General features: G+C 65.7%; 19 protein-coding genes and 1 tRNA gene. 7 read left to right on the forward strand and 13 right to left on the reverse strand.

What is annotated here, in order from left to right; genetic code table 11:
- The first annotated feature begins 24 nt into the window (after window positions 1-24).
- The 4 genes from BN3270_RS04835 to BN3270_RS04850 all read left to right on the forward strand — a co-directional run bounded on the left by BN3270_RS04835 (window position 25) and on the right by BN3270_RS04850 (window position 2,395).
- A complete protein-coding gene (locus tag BN3270_RS04835) occupies window positions 25-876 on the forward strand; it encodes a TIGR02452 family protein (RefSeq protein ID WP_058986030.1) in 852 nt (283 codons plus the stop codon).
- An 85-nt stretch (window positions 877-961) separates the two neighbouring features.
- A complete protein-coding gene (locus BN3270_RS04840; protein ID WP_058986031.1) occupies window positions 962-1,324 on the forward strand; it encodes an arsenate reductase family protein in 363 nt (120 codons plus the stop codon).
- 18 nt (window positions 1,325-1,342) lie between these two features.
- Complete coding sequence (locus BN3270_RS04845) at window positions 1,343-1,603, forward strand: hypothetical protein (protein ID WP_058986032.1); 261 nt, start codon at window positions 1,343-1,345, stop codon at window positions 1,601-1,603.
- The gene (locus BN3270_RS04850; protein WP_058986033.1) at window positions 1,604-2,395 is read left to right on the forward strand and encodes a trimeric intracellular cation channel family protein; all 792 of its coding nucleotides are present in this window, start codon (window positions 1,604-1,606) and stop codon (window positions 2,393-2,395) included. It begins immediately after the preceding gene.
- 114 nt (window positions 2,396-2,509) lie between these two features.
- Here the strand turns inward: BN3270_RS04850 and BN3270_RS04855 are convergent, their stop codons facing one another.
- From BN3270_RS04855 to BN3270_RS04865, 3 genes are all read right to left on the reverse strand, one after another.
- Window positions 2,510-4,087, reverse strand: coding sequence for an aminotransferase class I/II-fold pyridoxal phosphate-dependent enzyme (locus BN3270_RS04855; protein WP_271711928.1), 1,578 nt, complete (start codon window positions 4,085-4,087; stop codon window positions 2,510-2,512).
- A gap of 248 nt (window positions 4,088-4,335) precedes the next feature.
- The gene (locus BN3270_RS04860; protein WP_148335486.1) at window positions 4,336-6,078 is read right to left on the reverse strand and encodes a coiled-coil domain-containing protein; all 1,743 of its coding nucleotides are present in this window, start codon (window positions 6,076-6,078) and stop codon (window positions 4,336-4,338) included.
- A 53-nt stretch (window positions 6,079-6,131) separates the two neighbouring features.
- Entirely contained in the window at window positions 6,132-6,719 is a 588-nt protein-coding gene (locus BN3270_RS04865; RefSeq protein ID WP_058986035.1) for a manganese efflux pump MntP, read from the reverse strand.
- A gap of 210 nt (window positions 6,720-6,929) precedes the next feature.
- On the opposite strand from BN3270_RS04865, the gene pth2 reads away from it, so the two are divergent.
- Window positions 6,930-7,382, forward strand: coding sequence for an aminoacyl-tRNA hydrolase (pth2, locus tag BN3270_RS04870; RefSeq protein WP_058986036.1), 453 nt, complete (start codon window positions 6,930-6,932; stop codon window positions 7,380-7,382).
- A 92-nt stretch (window positions 7,383-7,474) separates the two neighbouring features.
- Here pth2 and rbr read toward each other — a convergent pair whose 3' ends face one another.
- The 5 genes from rbr to BN3270_RS04895 all read right to left on the reverse strand — a co-directional run bounded on the left by rbr (window position 7,475) and on the right by BN3270_RS04895 (window position 11,042).
- On the reverse strand, window positions 7,475-8,014 hold the full coding sequence (rbr, locus tag BN3270_RS04875; protein WP_058986037.1) for a rubrerythrin: 540 nt from the start codon (window positions 8,012-8,014) through the stop codon (window positions 7,475-7,477).
- Between the two features lie 102 nt (window positions 8,015-8,116).
- A complete protein-coding gene (locus BN3270_RS04880) occupies window positions 8,117-8,671 on the reverse strand; it encodes a YqhA family protein (RefSeq protein WP_082673363.1) in 555 nt (184 codons plus the stop codon).
- Window positions 8,672-8,720: 49 nt separating this feature from the next.
- Entirely contained in the window at window positions 8,721-9,365 is a 645-nt protein-coding gene (locus BN3270_RS04885) for a CpsB/CapC family capsule biosynthesis tyrosine phosphatase (protein WP_058986038.1), read from the reverse strand.
- Window positions 9,366-9,413: 48 nt separating this feature from the next.
- The gene (locus BN3270_RS04890) at window positions 9,414-10,370 is read right to left on the reverse strand and encodes a CpsD/CapB family tyrosine-protein kinase (protein WP_058986039.1); all 957 of its coding nucleotides are present in this window, start codon (window positions 10,368-10,370) and stop codon (window positions 9,414-9,416) included.
- 12 nt (window positions 10,371-10,382) lie between these two features.
- Window positions 10,383-11,042 (reverse strand): YveK family protein, encoded by a 660-nt coding sequence (locus BN3270_RS04895; RefSeq protein ID WP_058986040.1) that lies wholly within the window; start codon window positions 11,040-11,042, stop codon window positions 10,383-10,385.
- Window positions 11,043-11,218: 176 nt separating this feature from the next.
- Here BN3270_RS04895 and selD point away from each other — a divergent pair, with 176 nt between their 5' ends.
- Window positions 11,219-12,328: a selenide, water dikinase SelD gene (gene selD, locus BN3270_RS04900; RefSeq protein WP_082673364.1), complete on the forward strand. Its 1,110-nt coding sequence runs from the start codon at window positions 11,219-11,221 to the stop codon at window positions 12,326-12,328.
- A 66-nt stretch (window positions 12,329-12,394) separates the two neighbouring features.
- On the opposite strand, the gene BN3270_RS04905 is transcribed toward selD, so the two are convergent.
- From BN3270_RS04905 to fdhD, 4 genes are all read right to left on the reverse strand, one after another.
- Entirely contained in the window at window positions 12,395-13,579 is a 1,185-nt protein-coding gene (locus BN3270_RS04905) for a glycosyltransferase family 4 protein (RefSeq protein WP_058986042.1), read from the reverse strand.
- 61 nt (window positions 13,580-13,640) lie between these two features.
- Window positions 13,641-15,602 (reverse strand): selenocysteine-specific translation elongation factor, encoded by a 1,962-nt coding sequence (gene selB / locus BN3270_RS04910; protein WP_058986803.1) that lies wholly within the window; start codon window positions 15,600-15,602, stop codon window positions 13,641-13,643.
- A 9-nt stretch (window positions 15,603-15,611) separates the two neighbouring features.
- Window positions 15,612-17,078: an L-seryl-tRNA(Sec) selenium transferase gene (selA, locus tag BN3270_RS04915; protein ID WP_058986043.1), complete on the reverse strand. Its 1,467-nt coding sequence runs from the start codon at window positions 17,076-17,078 to the stop codon at window positions 15,612-15,614.
- 71 nt (window positions 17,079-17,149) lie between these two features.
- A complete protein-coding gene (gene fdhD, locus BN3270_RS04920) occupies window positions 17,150-17,989 on the reverse strand; it encodes a formate dehydrogenase accessory sulfurtransferase FdhD (protein WP_058986044.1) in 840 nt (279 codons plus the stop codon).
- A 287-nt stretch (window positions 17,990-18,276) separates the two neighbouring features.
- Between fdhD and BN3270_RS09470 the strand changes: the two genes are divergently transcribed.
- Window positions 18,277-18,374: transfer RNA gene (locus tag BN3270_RS09470), tRNA-Sec, on the forward strand.
- Window positions 18,375-18,578: 204 nt separating this feature from the next.
- Here the strand turns inward: BN3270_RS09470 and BN3270_RS04925 are convergent.
- Complete coding sequence (locus tag BN3270_RS04925; RefSeq protein WP_058986045.1) at window positions 18,579-19,316, reverse strand: cytochrome c3 family protein; 738 nt, start codon at window positions 19,314-19,316, stop codon at window positions 18,579-18,581.
- Between the last annotated feature and the right edge of the window lie 7 nt (window positions 19,317-19,323).

Raw genomic sequence — 19,323 nt, forward strand, 5'->3', positions numbered from 1 at the left:
CGCCCCGAAGGACGAGGAGGCAGCATGCCCACCAAAGAAGAGCGACAGGCCGAAGCAAAAAAGCACCTGGGCCTGATGAAGGCCGTGTTCGCGAAGGAAACGGCCGCGAGCGCCCAAGCCGCGACGATTTACGAGGACGGCGAAGGCCGCGAGCTCGCGATTCCCGATGCGCGCTTCGAGAATACCGCGACGCCCGTATCCACCGACTTTTCGACCACGGCGCTCTTCAAGCGCGAGGGCGCGACCGCCGTGGTCGATCCGGCGGCTTTCAGCAAGCCCGGCGGCAACTACGAGGGCGGTTCGTTCGGCCCCGAACAGGCCCTGTGCGCCGAAAGCAACCTCTATCCCATCCTGCAAAAGCTCAAGGGCGCCTACTACGACCCCAACCGCGACTACTGGTGCGGGCAGCTCTTCACCGACCGCGCCGTCTTCGTGCCCGATGTTGCCTTCATGCGCGACGGCGAGATCCGCAAGGCCGGCGTCGTCGTGGTAGCCGCCCCGCACCGCACGCATGCGCTTGAAAACCACCGTTCCGAAGCCGAATGCGACCTCACCTTGGCCTCCCGCATCGAAACCCTCATGCGCATCGCGGCGGCCAACGGCACCGACGAGCTCGTGGTGAACGCCTTCGGCTGCGGCGTGATGGGCAACGACGCCGCCCAGGTCGCCGGTCTGTTCAAGAAATGGATCGACGCCCATCCCGGCGTCTTCCGCGTCGTCGCCTTCGCCGTGCCGCGCGCCCAACTCGACGCCTTCACCCAGGTCTTCGGCGCGCCCGAAAAGAAAGAAGCGACCCCGGTACCCGCTTCCGCCGACGATGAGAACGACGAGGGCTTCTCGATCGACGACCTCCCCGAGGGCGTCACCTTCCGCTAGCGTCCGCTTTCGAGGGGGCAGGCATCACCCGCTCCGGACGCGGGCGCCGGCCGCCCCCTCGCCCCGCACACCCAAAGGAGACCGCATGCTCTTCGTGTACTACCCCAAATGCTCGACCTGCCGCAAAGCCAAGAAATGGCTCGACGACCAAGGCGTATCCTACGAGGAACGCGACATCGTCGCCGACCGGCCCACCGAAGGCGACCTGCGCGCCTGGCAGGCGAAAAGCGGCCTGCCCCTCAAGCGCTTCTTCAACACGAGCGGCATGCTCTACCGCGAGCGCGGGCTGGCTAAGAAGCTTCCCGCAATGACCGAAGACGACCAGTTCGCCCTGCTCGCCACCGACGGCATGCTCGTGAAGCGACCGATCCTCGTCACCGGCGACACGGCCATCCCCGGCTTCCGCGAAGACGCCTGGGCCGACGCCATCGCCCGCGACCGCCCCTAAACCGGAAGGAGCCGCGCGATGGACGACGAGAAGAAGTGGGAGCTGATCCGCCGCGCGCTTCGGGCGGGCGCAGCGGGGGACGAAATCGGGCCCGTCACGTCCACCCGCACCCTCTTCGGCATACAGAGCCATGCCGAAGAGGTCATCGAAGCCGCCGTGCGCGAAGACGAGGCCCGCCGCGCCGCCGACCGCAAGGCCCGGGCGCGCGCCAAGGGCACGTCGGGAACGCGGGGCGATGCGCCCGCCGCCCGCCAGCCCGCCCCGCCCCAGGAGCCCTAAATGGACGCCCAGGTCCTGGCGCTGTGGCTCACCGACCACATCGCCCCCAACGGCGGGCTCGTCCCGGCGATCATCGACTACCTGGCCGTCCTTGTGGGCGCCGTCGGCGGCGCCACGTTCGCCTGCGACCGCAAGCTCGACGTAATAGGCACCGTGTCGCTGGGGCTCATCGCCGGCTACGGCGGCGGCGTCATGCGCGACGTGCTCCTGCAGGACCAGGGCATCTACTTCACCCAGCACCCTTACCTGGTGCTCGCCACCGTGGCCCTGTGCATCTTGGTCTTCCATTCCCGCCGCGCTTTCCACAACCTGCATTCCGCTGTGTTCCTGCTCGACACGCTTTCGGTGGGGCTGTTCGCCGCATCGGGCGCGAGCAAGGCGTTTTCCTGCGGCAGCGGCATCGTGATGGCCTTCATCCTGGGCGCGATCACCGCCGTGGGCGGCGGCGCCCTGCGCGACGTGTTCGTGGGCGAAGTGCCTACCATCTTCAAGGAGGGCGAGTTCTACGCCGTGGCGGGCTTGGCTGGGTCCTTCGTCTACGTGCTCTGCGCCCCGATTGCCGGCATGGACGAAGTGTACGCGCTCGTCCTGTGCATCATCGCCACGACGGGCCTGCGCTACTTCAGCGTCTGGTTCAACTGGAGTACCAATGCCGACCCGCACGATTTAACCGATTATATGAAGCGGGGCGAGCGCCACGCGATCGATGCCGTCCGCTGGCTCTACCTGCGCGGGCGCCTGCCCAAGCCGACCCGTTACGCCGGCATACGCCGCCGCAAAGACGACAAGTAGAGCGGGGGCACGCCCAGGAGCGCGGCGCAGGGAGGACGCGGTATTCGCGCGCGGTCGCCCCGTGCACCAGTCCCCCGGGCGTCGCACACGACGCGAGCGCCGACCCACGATGCGCTATTGGCGGTAGGTCGCAAGGAAGCGCTCGAGCTTCTGCATGGCTTCCTTCAACACCTCGATGCGGGGCAGGTAGACGATGCGGAAATGGTCGGGCTTGTGCCAGTTGAATCCGGAACCTTGCACGACGAGGACCTTCTCCTGTTTGAGCAGGTCAACGGCGAACTGGACGTCGTCGGTGATGTGGTACATCTCGGTGTCGATCTTGGGGAAGATGTAGAAGGCCGCCTTGGGTTTCACGGCGGTAATGCCCGGCATGCTGTTGAGCGCCTCGTAGATGTACTCGCGCTGCTCGTAGATGCGGCCGCCCGGAACGATGTAGTCCTTCACGCTCTGGTGCCCGCCCAGGGCCGTCTGCACGATCGACTGCGCCGGCACGTTGCTGCACAGGCGCATGTTCGACAGCATGTTGATGCCCTCGATGTAATCTTTGGCGATAGATTTGTTGCCCGAAAGGATCATCCAACCCACGCGGTAGCCGGCGATCATATGCGACTTCGAAAGGCCGCTGAAGGTCACGCAGAAGAGGTCAGGCGCCAAACTCGCGATGGAAATGTGCTCTTCCCCGTCCATGACCAGGCGATCGTAAATCTCGTCGCTGAAGATGATGAGCTGGTTCTCGCGGGCGATATCGACGATTTCCTGCAGGACCTCGCGCGGATAGAGGGCGCCGGTGGGGTTGTTGGGGTTGATGATGACGATGGCCTTAGTCTGCGGCGTCACCTTGGAACGGATGTCGTCCATGTCGGGGTACCAGTCGGCCTGTTCGTCGCAGATGTAGTGCTTCACCGTGCCGCCCGCCAGCGTAGCGCAGGCCGTCCACAGGGGATAGTCGGGCGAGGGAATGAGAATCTCGTCGCCCGTGTCGAGCAGGGCCGACATGCTCAGGTTGATGAGCTCGGACACGCCGTTGCCGGTGTAGACGTCTTCAATCGTGACGTTGGGAATGTGCTTGGTCTGCGCGTACTGCATGATGGCCTTGCGCGCGCTGAAAAGCCCCTTCGAAGGCGAATACCCCTCGCATTCGGGCAGCTGGCGCGCCATATCGTAGACCACTTCGTCGGGCGTGCGGAAGCCGAAGGGCGCCGGGTTGCCGATGTTCAGCTTGAGCACGTGGGTACCGGCGGCCTCCATGCGGTTCGCCTCTTCGACCACAGGGCCGCGCACGTCGTAGAGAACGTTGTCGAGTTTGGAGGATTTGCTGAATTCGCGGCGCATGGGCACACCTTTCGCAGAATCGGAAGAACGCAAGACCGGGGAAGACGGTTCAACGAGGGAAGGGCTCGGGGCTTGGGCGCGCACCGGGGGCGCCGGCGCGTCGGCGGGCGCCGGGACGGCCGCAGAGGCGCCTTCTGGGGAAACCCCCGCTTCGAGCCAGGAGCCGCTCACGTTAAGAGCGCGGGAGAGAAAGTTCATCGTCGCAGGTCGCGGAATTGTTTTTCCGCTCACGTACTGGCTGAGCTGGCTTTTGCCGAGCTTGACGCCTTCGGCCTGCGCCCGATGGAGCACATCGACCTGCTTCATGCCCGCCTGGGCCATCGCCTGCTTCAATCGTTCGGAAAACGCCCTGTCGGCCACGTGATACCTTGCCTTTCGCTCCACTGAAATTGAACTTGTTCAATTTCGTTGGCAACCACCATAGCACGTTGAACTTGAACTTGATGAAAAAGTTCAACTTTGCCGGACGAACGGCACGCCCTGGCAGCGGGCGCAGAATACGGCAATGGGGCGCACGACGGGAAGAGGCGCATCGAACCCTCGCATTCGGAGCAGCACCTCCCTACCCCGCTGAGTCGGGAGGGCACGCGGCGGACGAAGGCGACGTCCTACCGGGTGCGCCGGTAGGCGACCGCCTGATCCATCGTGAGAGCCTGTTCGTAGGAGAGCTTGGCGTCGAGATAGGTGGCGTTTACCGCGTCGAACTTGCGGGCGCTTTCCACGTACGCTTCGTGCAGGCGGTTCGATTCGGCGGAAAGGCGCGTGTAGTCGGCGTAGGCCGCGCGAGCGACGCCCTCCTCTTCGCCGATCTGAGCCAAAAGCTCGTTGACGTCCGCCACCGCCGGCGCGCTGTGCGGCAGGGCCTTGCCGTCGGCATCGGCCGCTGCCAGGGCTTCAAGCGACGCTTCGGCGTCGACTGAGGCCATCGTCGCCGCGTTGTCGCGCGCCACCTGCAGGGCATGGCGCGCCTCTTCGACCGCCGTTTGCGCCGCCGACTCGTCCTTCTGCGCCGCGAGAAGGGCCTCTGCCGCCGCATCGCGCACGGCCGCAGCGGCAAGAGATGCCTCGCGCATCCGCTCGAGGTCCTGGAAGTCGTTGAGCAAGCGGTCGTAGGCCGCCTTTGCCACCGCATGCGCGTCGTTCGCGTCGTCGAGCACCTCGCGCGCCTCGTCGTGGGCGCGCCGGATTTCCCGATAGGTCTCCCCCGCCGCATCGGCCGCCTTGGCTACCGGTTCCATATCCGCGGTGGCAGCCTTGAGCTTGTCGCCCGCCACCTTGAGGGCCGTGCGCTTGGCGGCCACCGTGGCGGCGGCCTGTTTGGCAACCTGATCGAGCGTTTGCAGGTCGGAAAGCGACTGGGCGCGTTTCTGCTGAAGCTGAGCGGCCTCATCGTGGAGCTTGTCGATGCGAGCGACCACTTTATCGAAGGTCTTTTGGGCCTTTTCGGCCGCATCCCGCGCGTCTTCGGCCGCCGCGCGGGCGCGCACGTTGGCCATGGTGGCCTCCTGCACGCCGCGGCCCGCAGCACGGGCGGCATCGAGCGCCGAGTCGGACGCATAGCGGGCGGTATCAGCCTGCACGCGGGCCCGTTTGGCGCGGTTGAGGGCGTCTTCTAGCGCCGCGCGCTCGTGCGTCGCGTCGTGCAGCTCGCGGTCGATACGCTGCAGGCGACGGCCGATCGACGAGTATTCGGCCTTGTCCGCCGCTTCGAAGGAGGCGTCGGCCACCAGGCTTGCCCGTTCGGCCTCTTCCACGTCGGTGGTGAGCGTCTCGACGCGGGCAGTGAGCGCGTCGATGCGGGCCTGCGCGTCTCGGCGCGCGTCTTCGGCCGCGTCGAACGCCGCTTGGGCCGCGTCGAGCGCCCGCTGCTTGTCGTCGGCGGCACGCTGGGCGGATGCCGCATCAACTGTAGTCTGAGCCACGTCGTCGAAGGCCTTGTGGGCTCCCGGCACGGCCATGCAGGCGATGTCGAACTGGCGTTTGGCCGCCTTCGCAGAGGCCTGCGCTTCCCGCTTGGCGGCGCGGGCGGCATCGAGCGCCAGGCCCGCTTCCACCGCACGGGCCTGGGCTCCGTCGAGATCCTCTTCGGCGGCAGACGCCGCATCGGCGTAGGTTTCCGCGGCGGCGTCGAGCATCATGTGGGCTTTGGCCGTAAGCTCCTGCACGGTGCGATTGGCCTTTCCCACCCGTTCGTGGGCCTCTTTGGCCCGAGCCTGGGCGGCATCGCGGGCAGCGGTGCGCTCGCGCAGGTCGGCAAGGGCCGCGTCGTAGGCAGCCTGGGCCGCGTCGAGCTGCGCCTTCAGTTGCTCGGATTCGCTTAGGGGCGCTTCCTTTTTCTTGAACAACCTCAAGCCGATTCCTCCTCGTCGAACCGCCGAATTCTCTTCCTCATGCCGCAGCGCCGCTAGAGCCCCAGCAGGGCTTTGACCCCAATGACAACGAGCACGACGCCGCCGAGCACCTGAGCGCGATCGCCGAGCATCTCGCCCGCGCGGCGACCCACCAACAGGGCCACAGCGCAGCAGGCGAAGGTGGTCGCGCCTATGGCGAGCGCCGCCACCGCGACGTCGGCGTTCACGGCGCGCAGCGATACGCCCACAGCGAAGGCGTCGATGCTCGTGGCAACCGCCTGCATGGCGACCGTGCCCACCGTGAGCACGCGCAGCGCGTCGGGGGCGACGGCCTCCTCGCCAGCTTCGCCGGCCGCATTGCCGCGCAGGGCCCGCACGCCTTCGCGTATCATCGATGCGCCGATGAAGCCCAGGATGACGAAACTCACGACGCCCGCGTAGGCTTCCACCGCTTCCGCGAACAAACTGCCCAGCCAATAGCCGGCTACGGGCATGAACGCCTGGAAGACGGCGAAGGCGACCGGGGCCATCCACATGCGCCAACGAGCCTGACCGCGATAGGCAAAGGTATCGGAAACGGTCACCGCGAAGGCGTCCATCGCCAGCGCCACGCCGAGCACCAGCAATTCGATAACGGTCACGCGTTCCTGCCTTCCTGCGCATCGGCTTGTTGCCACGATATCAGACGCCGCGCTGCAATTTGTACCGAAAACGGGACAGCTATTACACCGGCCGCAGACGCCGTCGCCCAGCCGCATGCCGCCCAGCGCCCCGCACGCTTTTGCCGCAGTATCAGTCGTGAACCGCTATCATAGCAAACGCACTTCCAACCTTACAGCCAAGGAGGGCCCATGCCATCGAGCTCATACAAAGCGAAACAGATGATCGTCATGCGTCGCGATCTGAAGATGCGCAAGGGAAAAATCGCCGCGCAAGCCGGCCACGCATGCGTGGAAGCCGTGCTCATGGCGCTCGCCCGCGAAAAGCGGCTCGACCAGGTGCGCACGATAGCCGACGAAGCGGGCAACCCCTCCTGGGTCGCACTCGACCACGCCGCGGGCGACGCCTCGCCCCTCACCGACTGGTTCGACGCGGGCGTGGCCAAGGTCTGCGTCTACGTCGACGGGGAAGACGCCCTGCTCGACATCGCCCGCGAAGGGCGCGAGGCCGGCTTTGCCGTCGCCCTCATCCGCGATGCCGGTTTCACCGAATTCCACGGCGAGCCCACCTACACCTGCCTGGCCTTCGAGCCCCTGCCCGCCGAAAGCATCGACCCCATCACGGGGAATCTGCCCCTCTATTAGCGCTGCATGCGCGAATCCACTGCGCCCAACGCAAAAGCGGCGGCGCGGCCCGAAGGCCCCGTCGCCGCTGGTTGCTGTGAGAGGAGTCGCGCTTAGAAGTTGTCGGCTTTCAGCTCGAAGAAGGACTTCGGGTGGTTGCAGACCGGGCATACCTCGGGCGCCTTGGGGCCGATGACCACGTGGCCGCAGTTGCGGCAGACCCAGATCGCGTCGCCGTCGCGGCTGAAGACCTTGCCGGTCTCGATGTTGTCGATGAGCTTGCGGTAACGCTCTTCGTGCAGCTTTTCGATAGCCGCCACCCTGCGGAAACGCGCGGCGATTTCGGTGAAGCCCTCTTCTTCGGCGGTCTTGGCGAAGCCGTCGTACATGTCGGTCCACTCGTAGTTCTCGCCCGCCGCCGCATCGTTGAGGTTGTCGAGCGTGCCGGGCACGTCGCCGCCATGAAGGTACTTGAACCAGAGCTTGGCGTGCTCTTTTTCGTTGTGCGAGGTTTCCTGGAACAGGGCCGCGATCTGCTCGTAGCCATCCTTCTTGGCCTTGCTCGCGTAATACTGATACTTGGTGTGGGCCTGCGATTCGCCCGCGAAGGCAGCCTGCAGGTTGGCTTCGGTCTTAGATCCCTTGAGGTCCATGCGCTTCTCTCCTTTGCATGTAGGAAACAACCTGCAAAGAGCATACCATGCGCACGAGCCCCTGAACCGTGCAGGATGCCGGCTCGCCTGAGAAACGCGCGCCTATTCCCGGTGTTTGAACACCGCGCTCGTGAAGAACGTAAGCGCGGCTATGACCAAGCAGATGCCCACGCCGAGCCACACCAGCTCGAGACCGCCCTTGCCGCTGAGGACCACGCCCAGGAAGTACACGCCCAGCATCACCACGATGACGCTGATCAGGCGTTCTTTCAGGTCGTCAAGGTCATGGAACTCGAGCCACTTGGGCAGGGGGATCGTATCGGTCACGAACAGGCAGACAAGGCCCAGGGCCACGATGTAGAGCACCACGCTCAGAAGGAACATATCGGTGTATTCCACCAGCTCGATGGCCAGCTGGTTGAGGCTGCCGTCGCCCCCGGCCTCAACGTAGTGGGCGATAGCCGTAAAGGCGTCGACCGCCGTGGCGATCGTAAGGGCGAAGGCGCAGATGGCCAAGGCGAAGGCCGGGATGAGCGCGATCATGCGCGTACCGCCCACAACGCGTCGCGCGGCCACACCGCGCTTCGACGGCGCCTTGGCGGAAGCGCACGCGGAGGATCCCTTCGCATCGAATACAGTCTGGGGCGTCTCTTCCACGGTGATCCTCCTCGAAAGCCGCGCTGCGCGCCCGGCGTCCCGCCTGCTTCTACCCGCGCAGCAGGCCGCCGTATTCCTTCATCGCCTTCTCATAATACGCGTAATGCTTGACGCGATGGGCGTCGCTTGCAAAGTATGCGTACAAACCCGCCTTCAGCAGCTTCTTCGCCGGCTTCTTTTCGGCGCCCAGGCGGCCGCCGGCGATGAAGTCGGTGCTCGCCTGTAGCTTGCAGCCCATACGGACCAGGTTTTCGGCGATCGTCGGGTCCTTCTGAATGGCCCGGTAGCGTTCGGGATGCGCGATAATCACCTGATAGCCCTGCCCCTGAATCTCGTAAATCGTGCGCTCGTAGCGGGCGAAGTCGGCCGGAAGGGCGTTCGTCTGCAGCTCGAGCAGGAATTCCGGCGTAGCGTCGAAAGCCAGGTAGGGAATCCATTGGGACCCCAGCTCCCAGAGCTTGGCGATATTGACTTCGAAGCCCATCGAAAGCGGGAATCCGCGCGCCTTGCTGCGCAGAAGCTCGAAGGCATCCCACATGGCGTCGTAATCGAAGTAGGGGTCGCGCGCGTGGGGCGTGCAGACGATTTCGGTGATGCCCGCCCGGTAGGCTGCGGCAAGCATGGCGAGCGATTCGTCGACGGTGCGCGCGCCGTCGTCGACGCCGGGGAGAATATGGCAATGCAGGTCTCGCATACAGCCTCCTTCAACGGAAAAGAGCGACCCGGGGCCGCTCTTTGGTTCTTATCGCCTGCGGCCGCGTCCCTGGGGAGGCATGGCCACCGTTTCGCTCGCGCTGCGATTATTCGCCGCATGCCCGCGCGGAGCCTGCGCCGCCTGCTGAGGCGCCGCGGCCTGACCGCGATAGGCAGGCATGCCGTTGCCGTGGGCGCCGTTGCCATTGGCAGGCGCGGCACGATGCGCGCCGCCTGCGTACGACCCGCGCGACGCCGGCGGAGCGTAGCTCGTGCCGGGCGCGCTCTGGCGTACGGGAGCCTCGGACACGTTGGCTTTTCCGCGCCGCTTGGCATCGCCGCCCTTGGTGTAGTACTCGCTGTAATAGTCGCTCTTGGTGCGCTCGGCAAAAGTTTCGCACATGCCCAGGAAACGAGCCTTGCCCTTGGCAAGCTGTTCGTAGGCGTGCTCGAGTTCGGCGCGCTTGACGAAGTTGGGGCGCACCACGAGCACGGTGCCGTCGACGTGCCCAGCGAGCACGGCGGCGTCGACGAAGGTGCCTACCGGCGGCGTGTCGAAAATCACGTAGTCGTAGCGGTTGGTCAGCTGGTCGACGAGCTTGGCCATGCGTGTGCTGCCCAACACGTCGGCGGGATTGGGGATGCCCGGTTCGACGTCGAGGAAATACATGTTGGGGGTCGGCGTGGGAACGACCGCCTGGGCGATGTCGACTTCGCCCATGATCAGGGAGTAAAGGCCCTTCTGCGGATGAAGGTTGAGCTCGGTCGCCAGGGAGCGACGACGCAGATCGGCTTCGACCAACAAGACCGTGTTGTTGCTGGCGGCAATCGCCTGGCCCAAGAGGATGCCCGTGGTGGTCTTCCCCTCGTCGGGCACGCTGCTCGTGAGCATGATCGATTTGATCGGCTTGTCGACCGCCTGGAAACGGATGTTGGCGAACATCGTGTCGGCGGCGTTCTGGGCTTCGAGCATGCTGTTCGAAGCGCTGCGCTGTTTCTTGGCCATCTCAAGCTCCCCCTATGCCTTGATTACCGGGATGCGCCCGATAACGGGCAGGTCGTTCAGAAGCTCAGAGGCCTCTTCGCTGCTGCGCACGCGGGTGTTCACCATGTCGGAGACCACCACGATCGCGATGGCGGCGAACAGGCCCACGAGAAGGGCAACGGCCGTGTACATCAGGCGCGGGGGACCGCTCGGGCTGGGAGAGGCAACCGCCTTGTCGACCACGTTGATGGATTCGACGTTCATCACGTCGCGCGCCACGCTGTCGGTCGAGGCGGCGAGCTGGTTGGCCACGTCGGCCGTGCGAGCGGCATCGGTGCCGGTCACGGTGATGGTGATCACGCGCGTGGTGGTTTGGCTGTCGACCGAGATTTTGTAGTCTTTCAGGCTGGATGCGCCGAGCTGGTTGGCTGCGTCCTGCTGCACGTGATCGGACTTGATGAGCGACGCCACGTCGTTGGTGAGCAGCTGGCTGGCGGTGAGGTCGGAATTGGACAAACCCTGGTCGTTGCTCGTGCTCGTCTTGGTGAGGACGTACATGCTCACCGTGGAGGTGTACTGGTTGGGCATGAGCGCGAACGCGTAGGCGCCGGTAATAAGCGCGCATATGACGGGCAAGACGATAACAAGCTTCAGATGTTTTCGAAGAAGCCTGAAAAGCTCGATGAGAGTCACAATTCCCCCTGTGAGACACTCGCGGATATTTGCACAGTGGTCCTTAGTATACCTGGTAAAGCGCGGCCGTCTTCGCACCTCGGGGAAAATACACGAGTAGCCCGCCACTTCTGCCAAGAGGGGACCGCCACCTGGTATGCTACAAGCGAAAACCACCCTTCCCCAAGGAGGCACCAATGGGCGATTCCCCAGCGAAAGGGAGCTCCTGCAGCACCCCGCCCGCGCCCAACGCGTTCGAAAACGGGCGCATCCGGCTCACCAAACTCACCAGCCGCGGCGGTTGAGCGGCCAAGTGGGGTCCGGGCGACCTCGAAGAAGTAATGAAGCGCGTGGCACCGCCGCACGACCCCAACCTTCTGCTGGGGTTCGACACGAGCGACGACGCCGCCGTCTACCGCATCGACGACCACACGGCGGGCGTCCTCACGCTCGACTTTTTCACGCCGGTGGTCGACGACCCCTACGAATACGGCGCCATCGCCGCCGCCAACGCCTTGTCCGACGTGTTCGCGATGGGCGCACGCCCCGTCACGGCCCTGAACATCGTCGCCTTCCCGCGCACGATCGGCACCGACGTGCTCGGCGAGGTTCTGCGCGGCGGGTCCGACAAGGTGGTCGAAGCCGGGGCCTTCACCGTAGGCGGCCACACGATCGAAGACGATGAGCCCAAGTACGGGCTTTCGGTATTCGGCCTGGTCGACCCCGAAAAGATCCTGCGGAACACGGGCGCCCAGGTGGGCGATGCCCTCTTCTATACCAAAAAGCTCGGCACGGGCATCGCCACGTCGGCCCTGCGCGCCGGCGCCCTGTCCGACGAGCAGATGCGCCCCGCCATCGCGATGATGATGGAGCTCAACAAGAAAGGCGCCGACGCCATGGCCCGCGTGCACGTGCACGCGGCGACCGACGTGACCGGTTTCGGCTTCGCCGGCCACCTGCACGAAATGCTCGAGGGGTCGGGCGTTGCCGCCCGCGTGCACTGGTCCCAGATGCCCGTTCTCGACGGCATGCTCGAGCTTTCCGCCGAAGGCATGCGCCCGGGCAAAACCTTCAACATCAAGGAATGGGCGCGCGATTTCGTCCCCCGCGGCGTGATGAGCGACACGGTCTACGACGAGCGCATGGGCGTCCTTTGCGACCCGCAGACCTCAGGCGGCCTGCTCGTAGCCGTGCCCGCTGCCGAAGCGCGCGCTTTCTCCGACGCCTTCCAGGAATCGGCCGGGCGCGAGCCCGCTCTTGTGGGCGAAGTGGTCGACGGCCCCGCCGGGATGATGTTCATCGACTAGCGGCGGTCCGCCTTGCGCCCGCATGGGCCAATGGGGCCAGACCCCTTTGACCCAGCGGGCGACTCGTTAGAAGCGCACCAGGTTCTGCGCGAGGGCGTCCCAGGACAGGGCTGACGTATCGCAAGCCGAGGCAGGAGCGGCCGCCGCCTTGTCGATCGCCTCACCCAACCGCTCTTCGAAGGCCGGCAGATCTTCCGGAAGGGGCTCGTCGGTGTCGCGCATGCGAGGCGGCACCACGTAGAAAACGGGGGCGTGGGGCACGTGCTCTGCCAACCAGGGCCGAATGCCGGGCAGGTCGGTGACCACTACGGCGCAGCCGCACGCAAGCGCCTCGACCACCACAAGGGGCAGCCCTTCGAAAAACGAGGGCAGAACGAAAACGTCGGCCGCATGGTAGAGGCGGGCGAGCTGGGGCTGGGGCAACTTGCCCGCCAAGCGCACATCCCAGCGGCTCATGGCGGCCTGGGCCGCGATCAGGTCGTATTCCTCTTGCACGCTAAAGCCGCCCGCCAGGTCGACGCGCGTGGTGCGCGGGTCCAGACGCGTGTGGTCGAGCGCGGAGATCAGGCAGGCCACGCCCTTCTTGAAGGCGATCTTGCCCGCATAGGCGATGCGCACGCCCGGTCCGTGCGCGCGGCCCTCTTCCCTGCGGAAGATGCGGGCGTTGTAACCCACGCCCACCACCGTCACACGGCTGGCCGGCACCCCGTAGATGGCCTCGATATCGGCCACCTGCTCGTTATGCAGGGCGAAGATGAGGTCGAGCCGCTGCACGCCTTCGCGAATGTAGGCCCGCTCGAGCGGAATCTTGCACATCTGCCGCATGTCGGTCCCATGGGTAATCGCCGTAATCGGGCAGGGCCACGAGCGGTGGGCCATCACCGCACACGCCAGGTAGAGATGGTGGCAGATCACCAGATCGGGCGCAAAATCGGCGGACACGTCATCGAAGGCGGCGTCGAAGGCCCGCTTGAACTGGGCCGTCATCTCCGGCGTGAGATCGCGATAACGAGTCGCCGGGTAGGGCATGCTGTCGGACATGCCCACCACATGGAAGGGGAGCTCGAGCGTGTCAAAGACCACGGGACGCACGCGCACGCCTTTGGGCAGGTCGACGGTATCGCCGGCGGCGATGCCACACACCACCGCCTGCTCGTGGCCGGCGCGGTCGAGGGCACGCACCGTTTCGGCCAGGTAGACGCCGCTGCCGGTGCTATCGGGCTTCTGGGCCGTGATATGCAGGATGCGCATAGGGGTCCTTTCTGCGAAGGCAGGGCAGGCCGCGCATGGGCGCCCTGCCCTGCCGCGGGGATTACTGCAGCGTGCGGGAATCGCCCTCGCGGCGCGTGACGCCGCGGGCATCGAGGTATTCCAGGATGGGCACCGCGAACTTGCGGCTCGTGCCCAGGGGCTCCTTCAGGTCGGCCACCGTGCCGCTGCCGTGCGCGCCCAGCCAATCGCGCAGGGCTTGCACGTGCGCGCGGAAGGTGGCGCCGTCGAAGGCGAATTCGCGGTTGAGCCGCACCACGGCCCCCTCTTTTTCCAGCCGCGCGAGCGCCCGGCTCGCCAGCGACGGCGAGTCGACCGCTTTCGAAAGCAGATGCGGCAAGGACTCGGGCGTCATGCCGCCTTCCGCCAGCGCCGCGAGAATGGCCTCGCCCGCCGCACGTTCGGCTTCGTCGGTGTTGCCTCCGAACGAGGGATGGCCCACGGTGTTGCCCGAAACCACGGCCTTGTCGGCCGCGACGGCCAAATCGACCACGCCGTCGAAGACCGCTTCGGGCATATGGGCCGCCACCTGGGCCCGCAACGCCGCCTTGCCCATACCGCGCTCGCCGGGATGGGCGGTGTGGAAGGCGACGAGAGCCTTTTCGACCGCCGACACCGACCGCTGCAGCTGGCGTTTGGTCCAATAGAGCGGGGGCATCCCCTTGGCGGAGAAGGGCTCGAGTTCGCGGCCCGCTACGGCGTCGTCGAGGAAGCGGGCGACCGCCGGCTCCTCCCAGCCTATGGTGCGCGCCACATCGGCCGCCGACAGGGGCTGTACCGCCTGCTGCACCGAGAGGACGCACGCACGCGCCACATCGCCCGCGCGCAGGGCGTCGAGCAGCTCGTGTTCGGGCGCCGAAAGCGTCGTGCGCCGACGCGGGTGGGCCAGCAGGATTACGCCGCCGCCTGCCACCGACACGGGCGAGTAGGTGCGCACGATGAAGCGGTCGCCGTAGCTGGCGGCGATGGGCTCTTCCAGGCGGATCTGCGCGTACATCGACCCGCCCGGAGCCAGCTGGGGCGCCTTGTCGCAGAGCAGGACGCGACCGAGCACCTCGCGCGTGCCGTGCGCCACGTGCATACGCACGCCGGTGGCGAGCGGCTTTCCCGTCCCCGCCACGTCGAGATAGGTGAGGCGCACATCGATCTGGTCGGTGGGTTCGATGGCGCCGGGCGCGCAGAGCATGTCTCCCACGCGCACGTCGTCGGTCTTCACGTTGTTCAGGTTGAGCGCAACGCGGTTGCCGGCGGGCGCGGCTTCAACCGGCTCGTTGTGCATCTGCACGCTGCGGATGCGGGTACGCGTGCCCGTCGGCACGATTTCGACCTCGTCGCCCGGATGCGCCGTACCGCTCCACAGGGTGCCCGTGACCACGGTGCCCGCGCCCTTGATCGTGAACACGCGGTCGACGGGTAGGCGCAGCTGACTGCCGCGCTTCACGCGCTCGGCCTTGTCGCATTCTGCCTGGAGGGCGCGCTTCAGGTCGTCGAGCCCGTGCCCGGTCTTGCTCGACACCTCGATAACGGGCGCGTGGGCGTAGGCGGTGGACGCAAGCCAGGCTTCCACCTCGCCCTTCATGAAGGCCCGCCACTCGTCATCGACCAGGTCGACCTTGGTGAGCGCCACCACGCAGCGAGAGATGCCCAAGGTTTGCAAAACCGCCACGTGCTCGACGGTCTGCGGCATCACGCCGTCGTCCGCCGCGATCACGAGCAGGGCCACGTCGATGCCGGTGGCCCCGGCAATCATGTGCTTGACGAACTTTTCGTGGCCGGGCACGTCGACTACGCCCACCGTGCGGCCATCGGGCAGAGCGAGCTGCGCGAACCCCAAGGTAATCGTGATGCCGCGCCGCTTTTCCTCTTCCAAACGGTCGGGATCGACGCCGGTGAGGGCCCGTACGAGCGAGGATTTGCCGTGGTCGATATGACCCGCCGTGCCGAGCACCAAATCGGGAGCAGCCGCCCCCTTAATCACCGCTGCGCCGTCACGCTGTTCCGCCATGAAAGCCACCTAACCTTCCAACGAACCGAAGTAGGCGCCCAGAGCGCGGGCGACTTCGGCAATCTCTTCATCGTCGAGCAGCGTACGCGCATCGAGAAGCACCTGCTCATCTTTCACGCGGCCGACCACGGGAATCGCGCGCTCACGCACCATGAATTCGTGGCATTGCTGCGCGTTGCCGCGCGCGAAGGACACCCGCAGAGCGCGCGTGGGGATGTCGCACATGGGCAGCGCCCCACCGCCGGCGCGGGAAATCTCGTCGACCACGGAAAACTCGGCCGCGCCTTCCGGCACGGCGACCTGTACCGCCTCGAGAAGCTTGCGTGCGCGCACGTCGACGTCGGCCGCCGTTTCGGTGAGCATGCGCAGGGTGGGCACGTCGCGCTGAGCGCGTTCGGGATGCAGGTAGAGGCGCAGCGTTGCTTCGAGCGCGGCGAGCGTCATCTTGTCGAGGCGCAGGGCACGGGCGAGCGGGTTCTTCTTCAAGCGGTCGATAAGGACCTTGCGTCCCACGATAATGCCCGCCTGCGGTCCGCCGAGCAGCTTGTCGCCCGAAAAGGACACGAGGTCGGCGCCCGCCTTCAGGCTTTCGGCCACCGTGGGCTCGGCATAGGTGCCGAAGGCGTCGAGGCGGGCGAAGGCCCCCGACCCCTGGTCTTCGTAGACGAGCACGTCGGCGCGGCCGTCGGCGGCAGCGCGGCGGCTGGCGTTTTCCCGGTCGGCCAGGTCGCGTAGGTCGCCGATGGGCACCGATTCGGTGAAGCCGAGCATGCGGTAGTTGGACGGGTGCACCTTGAGCAGCATCGACACCGCGGGGTCGATCGCGCGCGCATAGTCGACCAAGTGGGTCTTGTTGGTCGTGCCCACTTCGACCATGCGGGCACCCGAAAGCTCCATGATGTCGGGGATGCGGAAGGACCCGCCGATTTCAACCAGTTCCCCGCGCGAGACGATCGCCGCCGCGCCATGAGCGAACTCGCTTAAGACCATCATGACCGCCGCGGCGTTGTTGTTCACCGCGATGGCCGCTTCGGCCCCGGTAAGAGCCCGAATGAGGTTCTCGCAATGAGCGTGACGGCTGCCGCGCTCCAGGCGATCGGTGTTGTATTCAAGCGTGGAATAGCCGCCGATCACGTCGTTGACGGCGGTGACCGCTTCGGGGGCGAGCGGGCTGCGGCCCAAGTTGGTGTGGACGATCACCCCGGTCGCGTTGATCACGCGGCGCAGCGAGGGGCGTTCGAGCGCGAGCGCCTGCTGGGCGGCCCGGGCCGCGATTGCGTCGATCGACTCGTCGGGCTCTTCACCCGCCAAGATGCGCTGACGCACGGCGTCGACCGCTTCGCGCACGCTCTGGGCGAGCTTTTCGCGCGGGAAGCGGGCAGCGAGGTCGACGAGCTGGGGGCGCTTGAGCACCTCTTCGACCTGGGGCAGCTTTTTCAAAAGATCGATGTTGGGTTGTACGTGGTTGTGCGGCATAGGCATCCTCACCTCGCGTGACGTGTTAGAGAAATGGTACCGCAAGCGCCACGGTTCGGACCGTGCAGTCCCTACCGCGCGGGCGCCGTTGCGTAGGTCTGCGCGATGCCGAGCGGGTCGCTGAAGACCTTGACCGAATCGCTATGGGCCGAGCAGATGAGCGTCAGGTCGTATTCGCGCGCCATGCGCACGGTGACGTCGGTGGGCACGGCCTTCGACACGAGGGTGGGCACCCCAGCGCGCAGGGCCTTCACGAGCATGTCGGTGGGAATGCGGCCGCTCGTGAACACCGTGCAGGTCGTAAGGTCGACGCCGTCTTCCAGCGCCCGGCCGATCACCTTGTCGAAGGCGTTGTGCCGGCCCAGATCCTCACAGCAGTAGAGCACCTCACGGTTCTGCGCCAGGTAGCAGCTATGGGCCCCCATCGTCGTGCGGTGCACAGGTGTATCGCGCTCGAAGAGGGCGGCCATCTGGAAGATCCACGCAGGGTCCCAGGGCTTGGGGTCGACCTTGGGCAGCTCGTCGTCGATGACGAAATAGCCGTTGAGCGTGGAATTGAAGGTGCAGCACGAGGCAACCGTGAGGCTGGACCTGCGCGAGTAGTCGGCCGTGCGTTCGTGCAGGGTGACGATGGCGCGCGTGGCGTGCTCGCAGATCGAGATCTCCTCGACGTCTTCGACCCCGGCGATCATGCCTTCGGTGAAGAGCCGGCCTAGCACCAGTTCGGGGATGTTGCTCGGCGAGCAGACGAGCGTCATCGTAAGCTCGCCGTTCACGTACACGCGCAGGGCGTTTTCCGCCTGCAGCTTGTCGGAGCGTCGCTCGGTCGCGCCGTCGGGCGCAAGGCGCACGAAATCGAGCTCCGCCAGCTCTTCGAGCTCGCCGGTATGCGAGCCGTCTGCAATCCTCATCGCATCTGCCTTTCGACGCGGATGCGCTGCCTGCGCAAGGCCAAGGTGAGCCTCGCGTTTCGCAGCCGCCCGCGTAGGGCTCATCGCCCCGTCTATCGCACGCGGCTCGTGCCACGCCGGGATTATCGTTCGTTAGCGAAGGGTACTTCTGTTTCCCTGCCGCGTACAGAGGGTATTCCCGCTCAATCGAGGGAGAATTCCGCAGATAGGCAGGGCAATGGCGCCTCACGCGCCAATTGCGCTACAATCTGCAACCGTCGGCTTGCGCACGCGCTGCCGATCGCTACGGAGACGGATGGGTTCCTGGTGGGCCCCGCGGCCTTCAAAGCCGTTGCGAGATACGCAGAATGTCTCGGGTGTGTTCGATTCGCACACGTCTCCGCCAATTCCTTACTTCAATACATGACACGGTAGGTCGCGGGCTCTCCCGAACGTGGCCGGGGACTTCGTCAGGAAATCCTCGGCCCCACTCGGGAGAGCCCCTGTCATTACCCCTCACAAAAGAAGCCGCCGCCCGGGTGGGCGGCGGCTCGGGGTGCGCAGCACGGGCTGCAGACCGTGCTGCGCGAAGGGGTTTGTTCGTGCGCGTTTATGCCGCGTTGTGCATATTCGCCATGATTTCGTCGCTTTGCGCTTTCGTTACCCATCCATCGGGCACTTCGACGTCGGTGTGGCAGCCGGTGCATTCGACAACGCTCGCACGGTGACCCTTGTGGCACTCGGTGCAGGTCATTTCGATTTCCTCATGATGCTGCGAGTGCGGGTTGAAGTCCATGTTCTGCGTGGTCTGCTCCAGCTTGTTGCGGTCAACCTTCCCATCGGAGCCGCGCAGGTAGGCATGGCAGTTCTCGTTCACGCAGAATTGCGTGCCGTCCTTGCCGTCCCACTTCTCGAGGTCGTCATCGGAACGCTCGTTGCGCGGGTACACATAGTTGCCGGTGAGATAGTTGAGCCCGTCGTGCGCCAGTTCCGCATTGTTGGGAATGTGGCAGTCGACGCACACGATTTCGGGCTTGGCGCTCGTTTGCGTGTGGCTGTGGAGCACCGCCATCATGGCATTGGTGTTGGACACCGTGTTGCCGTACTTGTCGGTACCCACCGAGTTCTGCGGCTGCAGATAGTTGTTCACATACGTGTTCTCGATGTGGCAGATCGTGTTGCAGAAACTCGGCTGCTCGTGCCAAATGTTCATCCCGATACCCGCAACAACCAGCACAGCCACGATGACGACGGCGACAACGGCCTTCTTATGCTTCTTGAGGGCGGGAGCCGCGTCCGCCTGGGCGGGCGCTGCCTCCGTCTCTGTCTTTTTCGTTTCGTCGCTCATCTTGCGT

This window comes from Hugonella massiliensis, from assembly GCA_001486445.1.
Taxonomy (GTDB): Bacteria; Actinomycetota; Coriobacteriia; order Coriobacteriales; family Eggerthellaceae; genus Hugonella; species Hugonella massiliensis.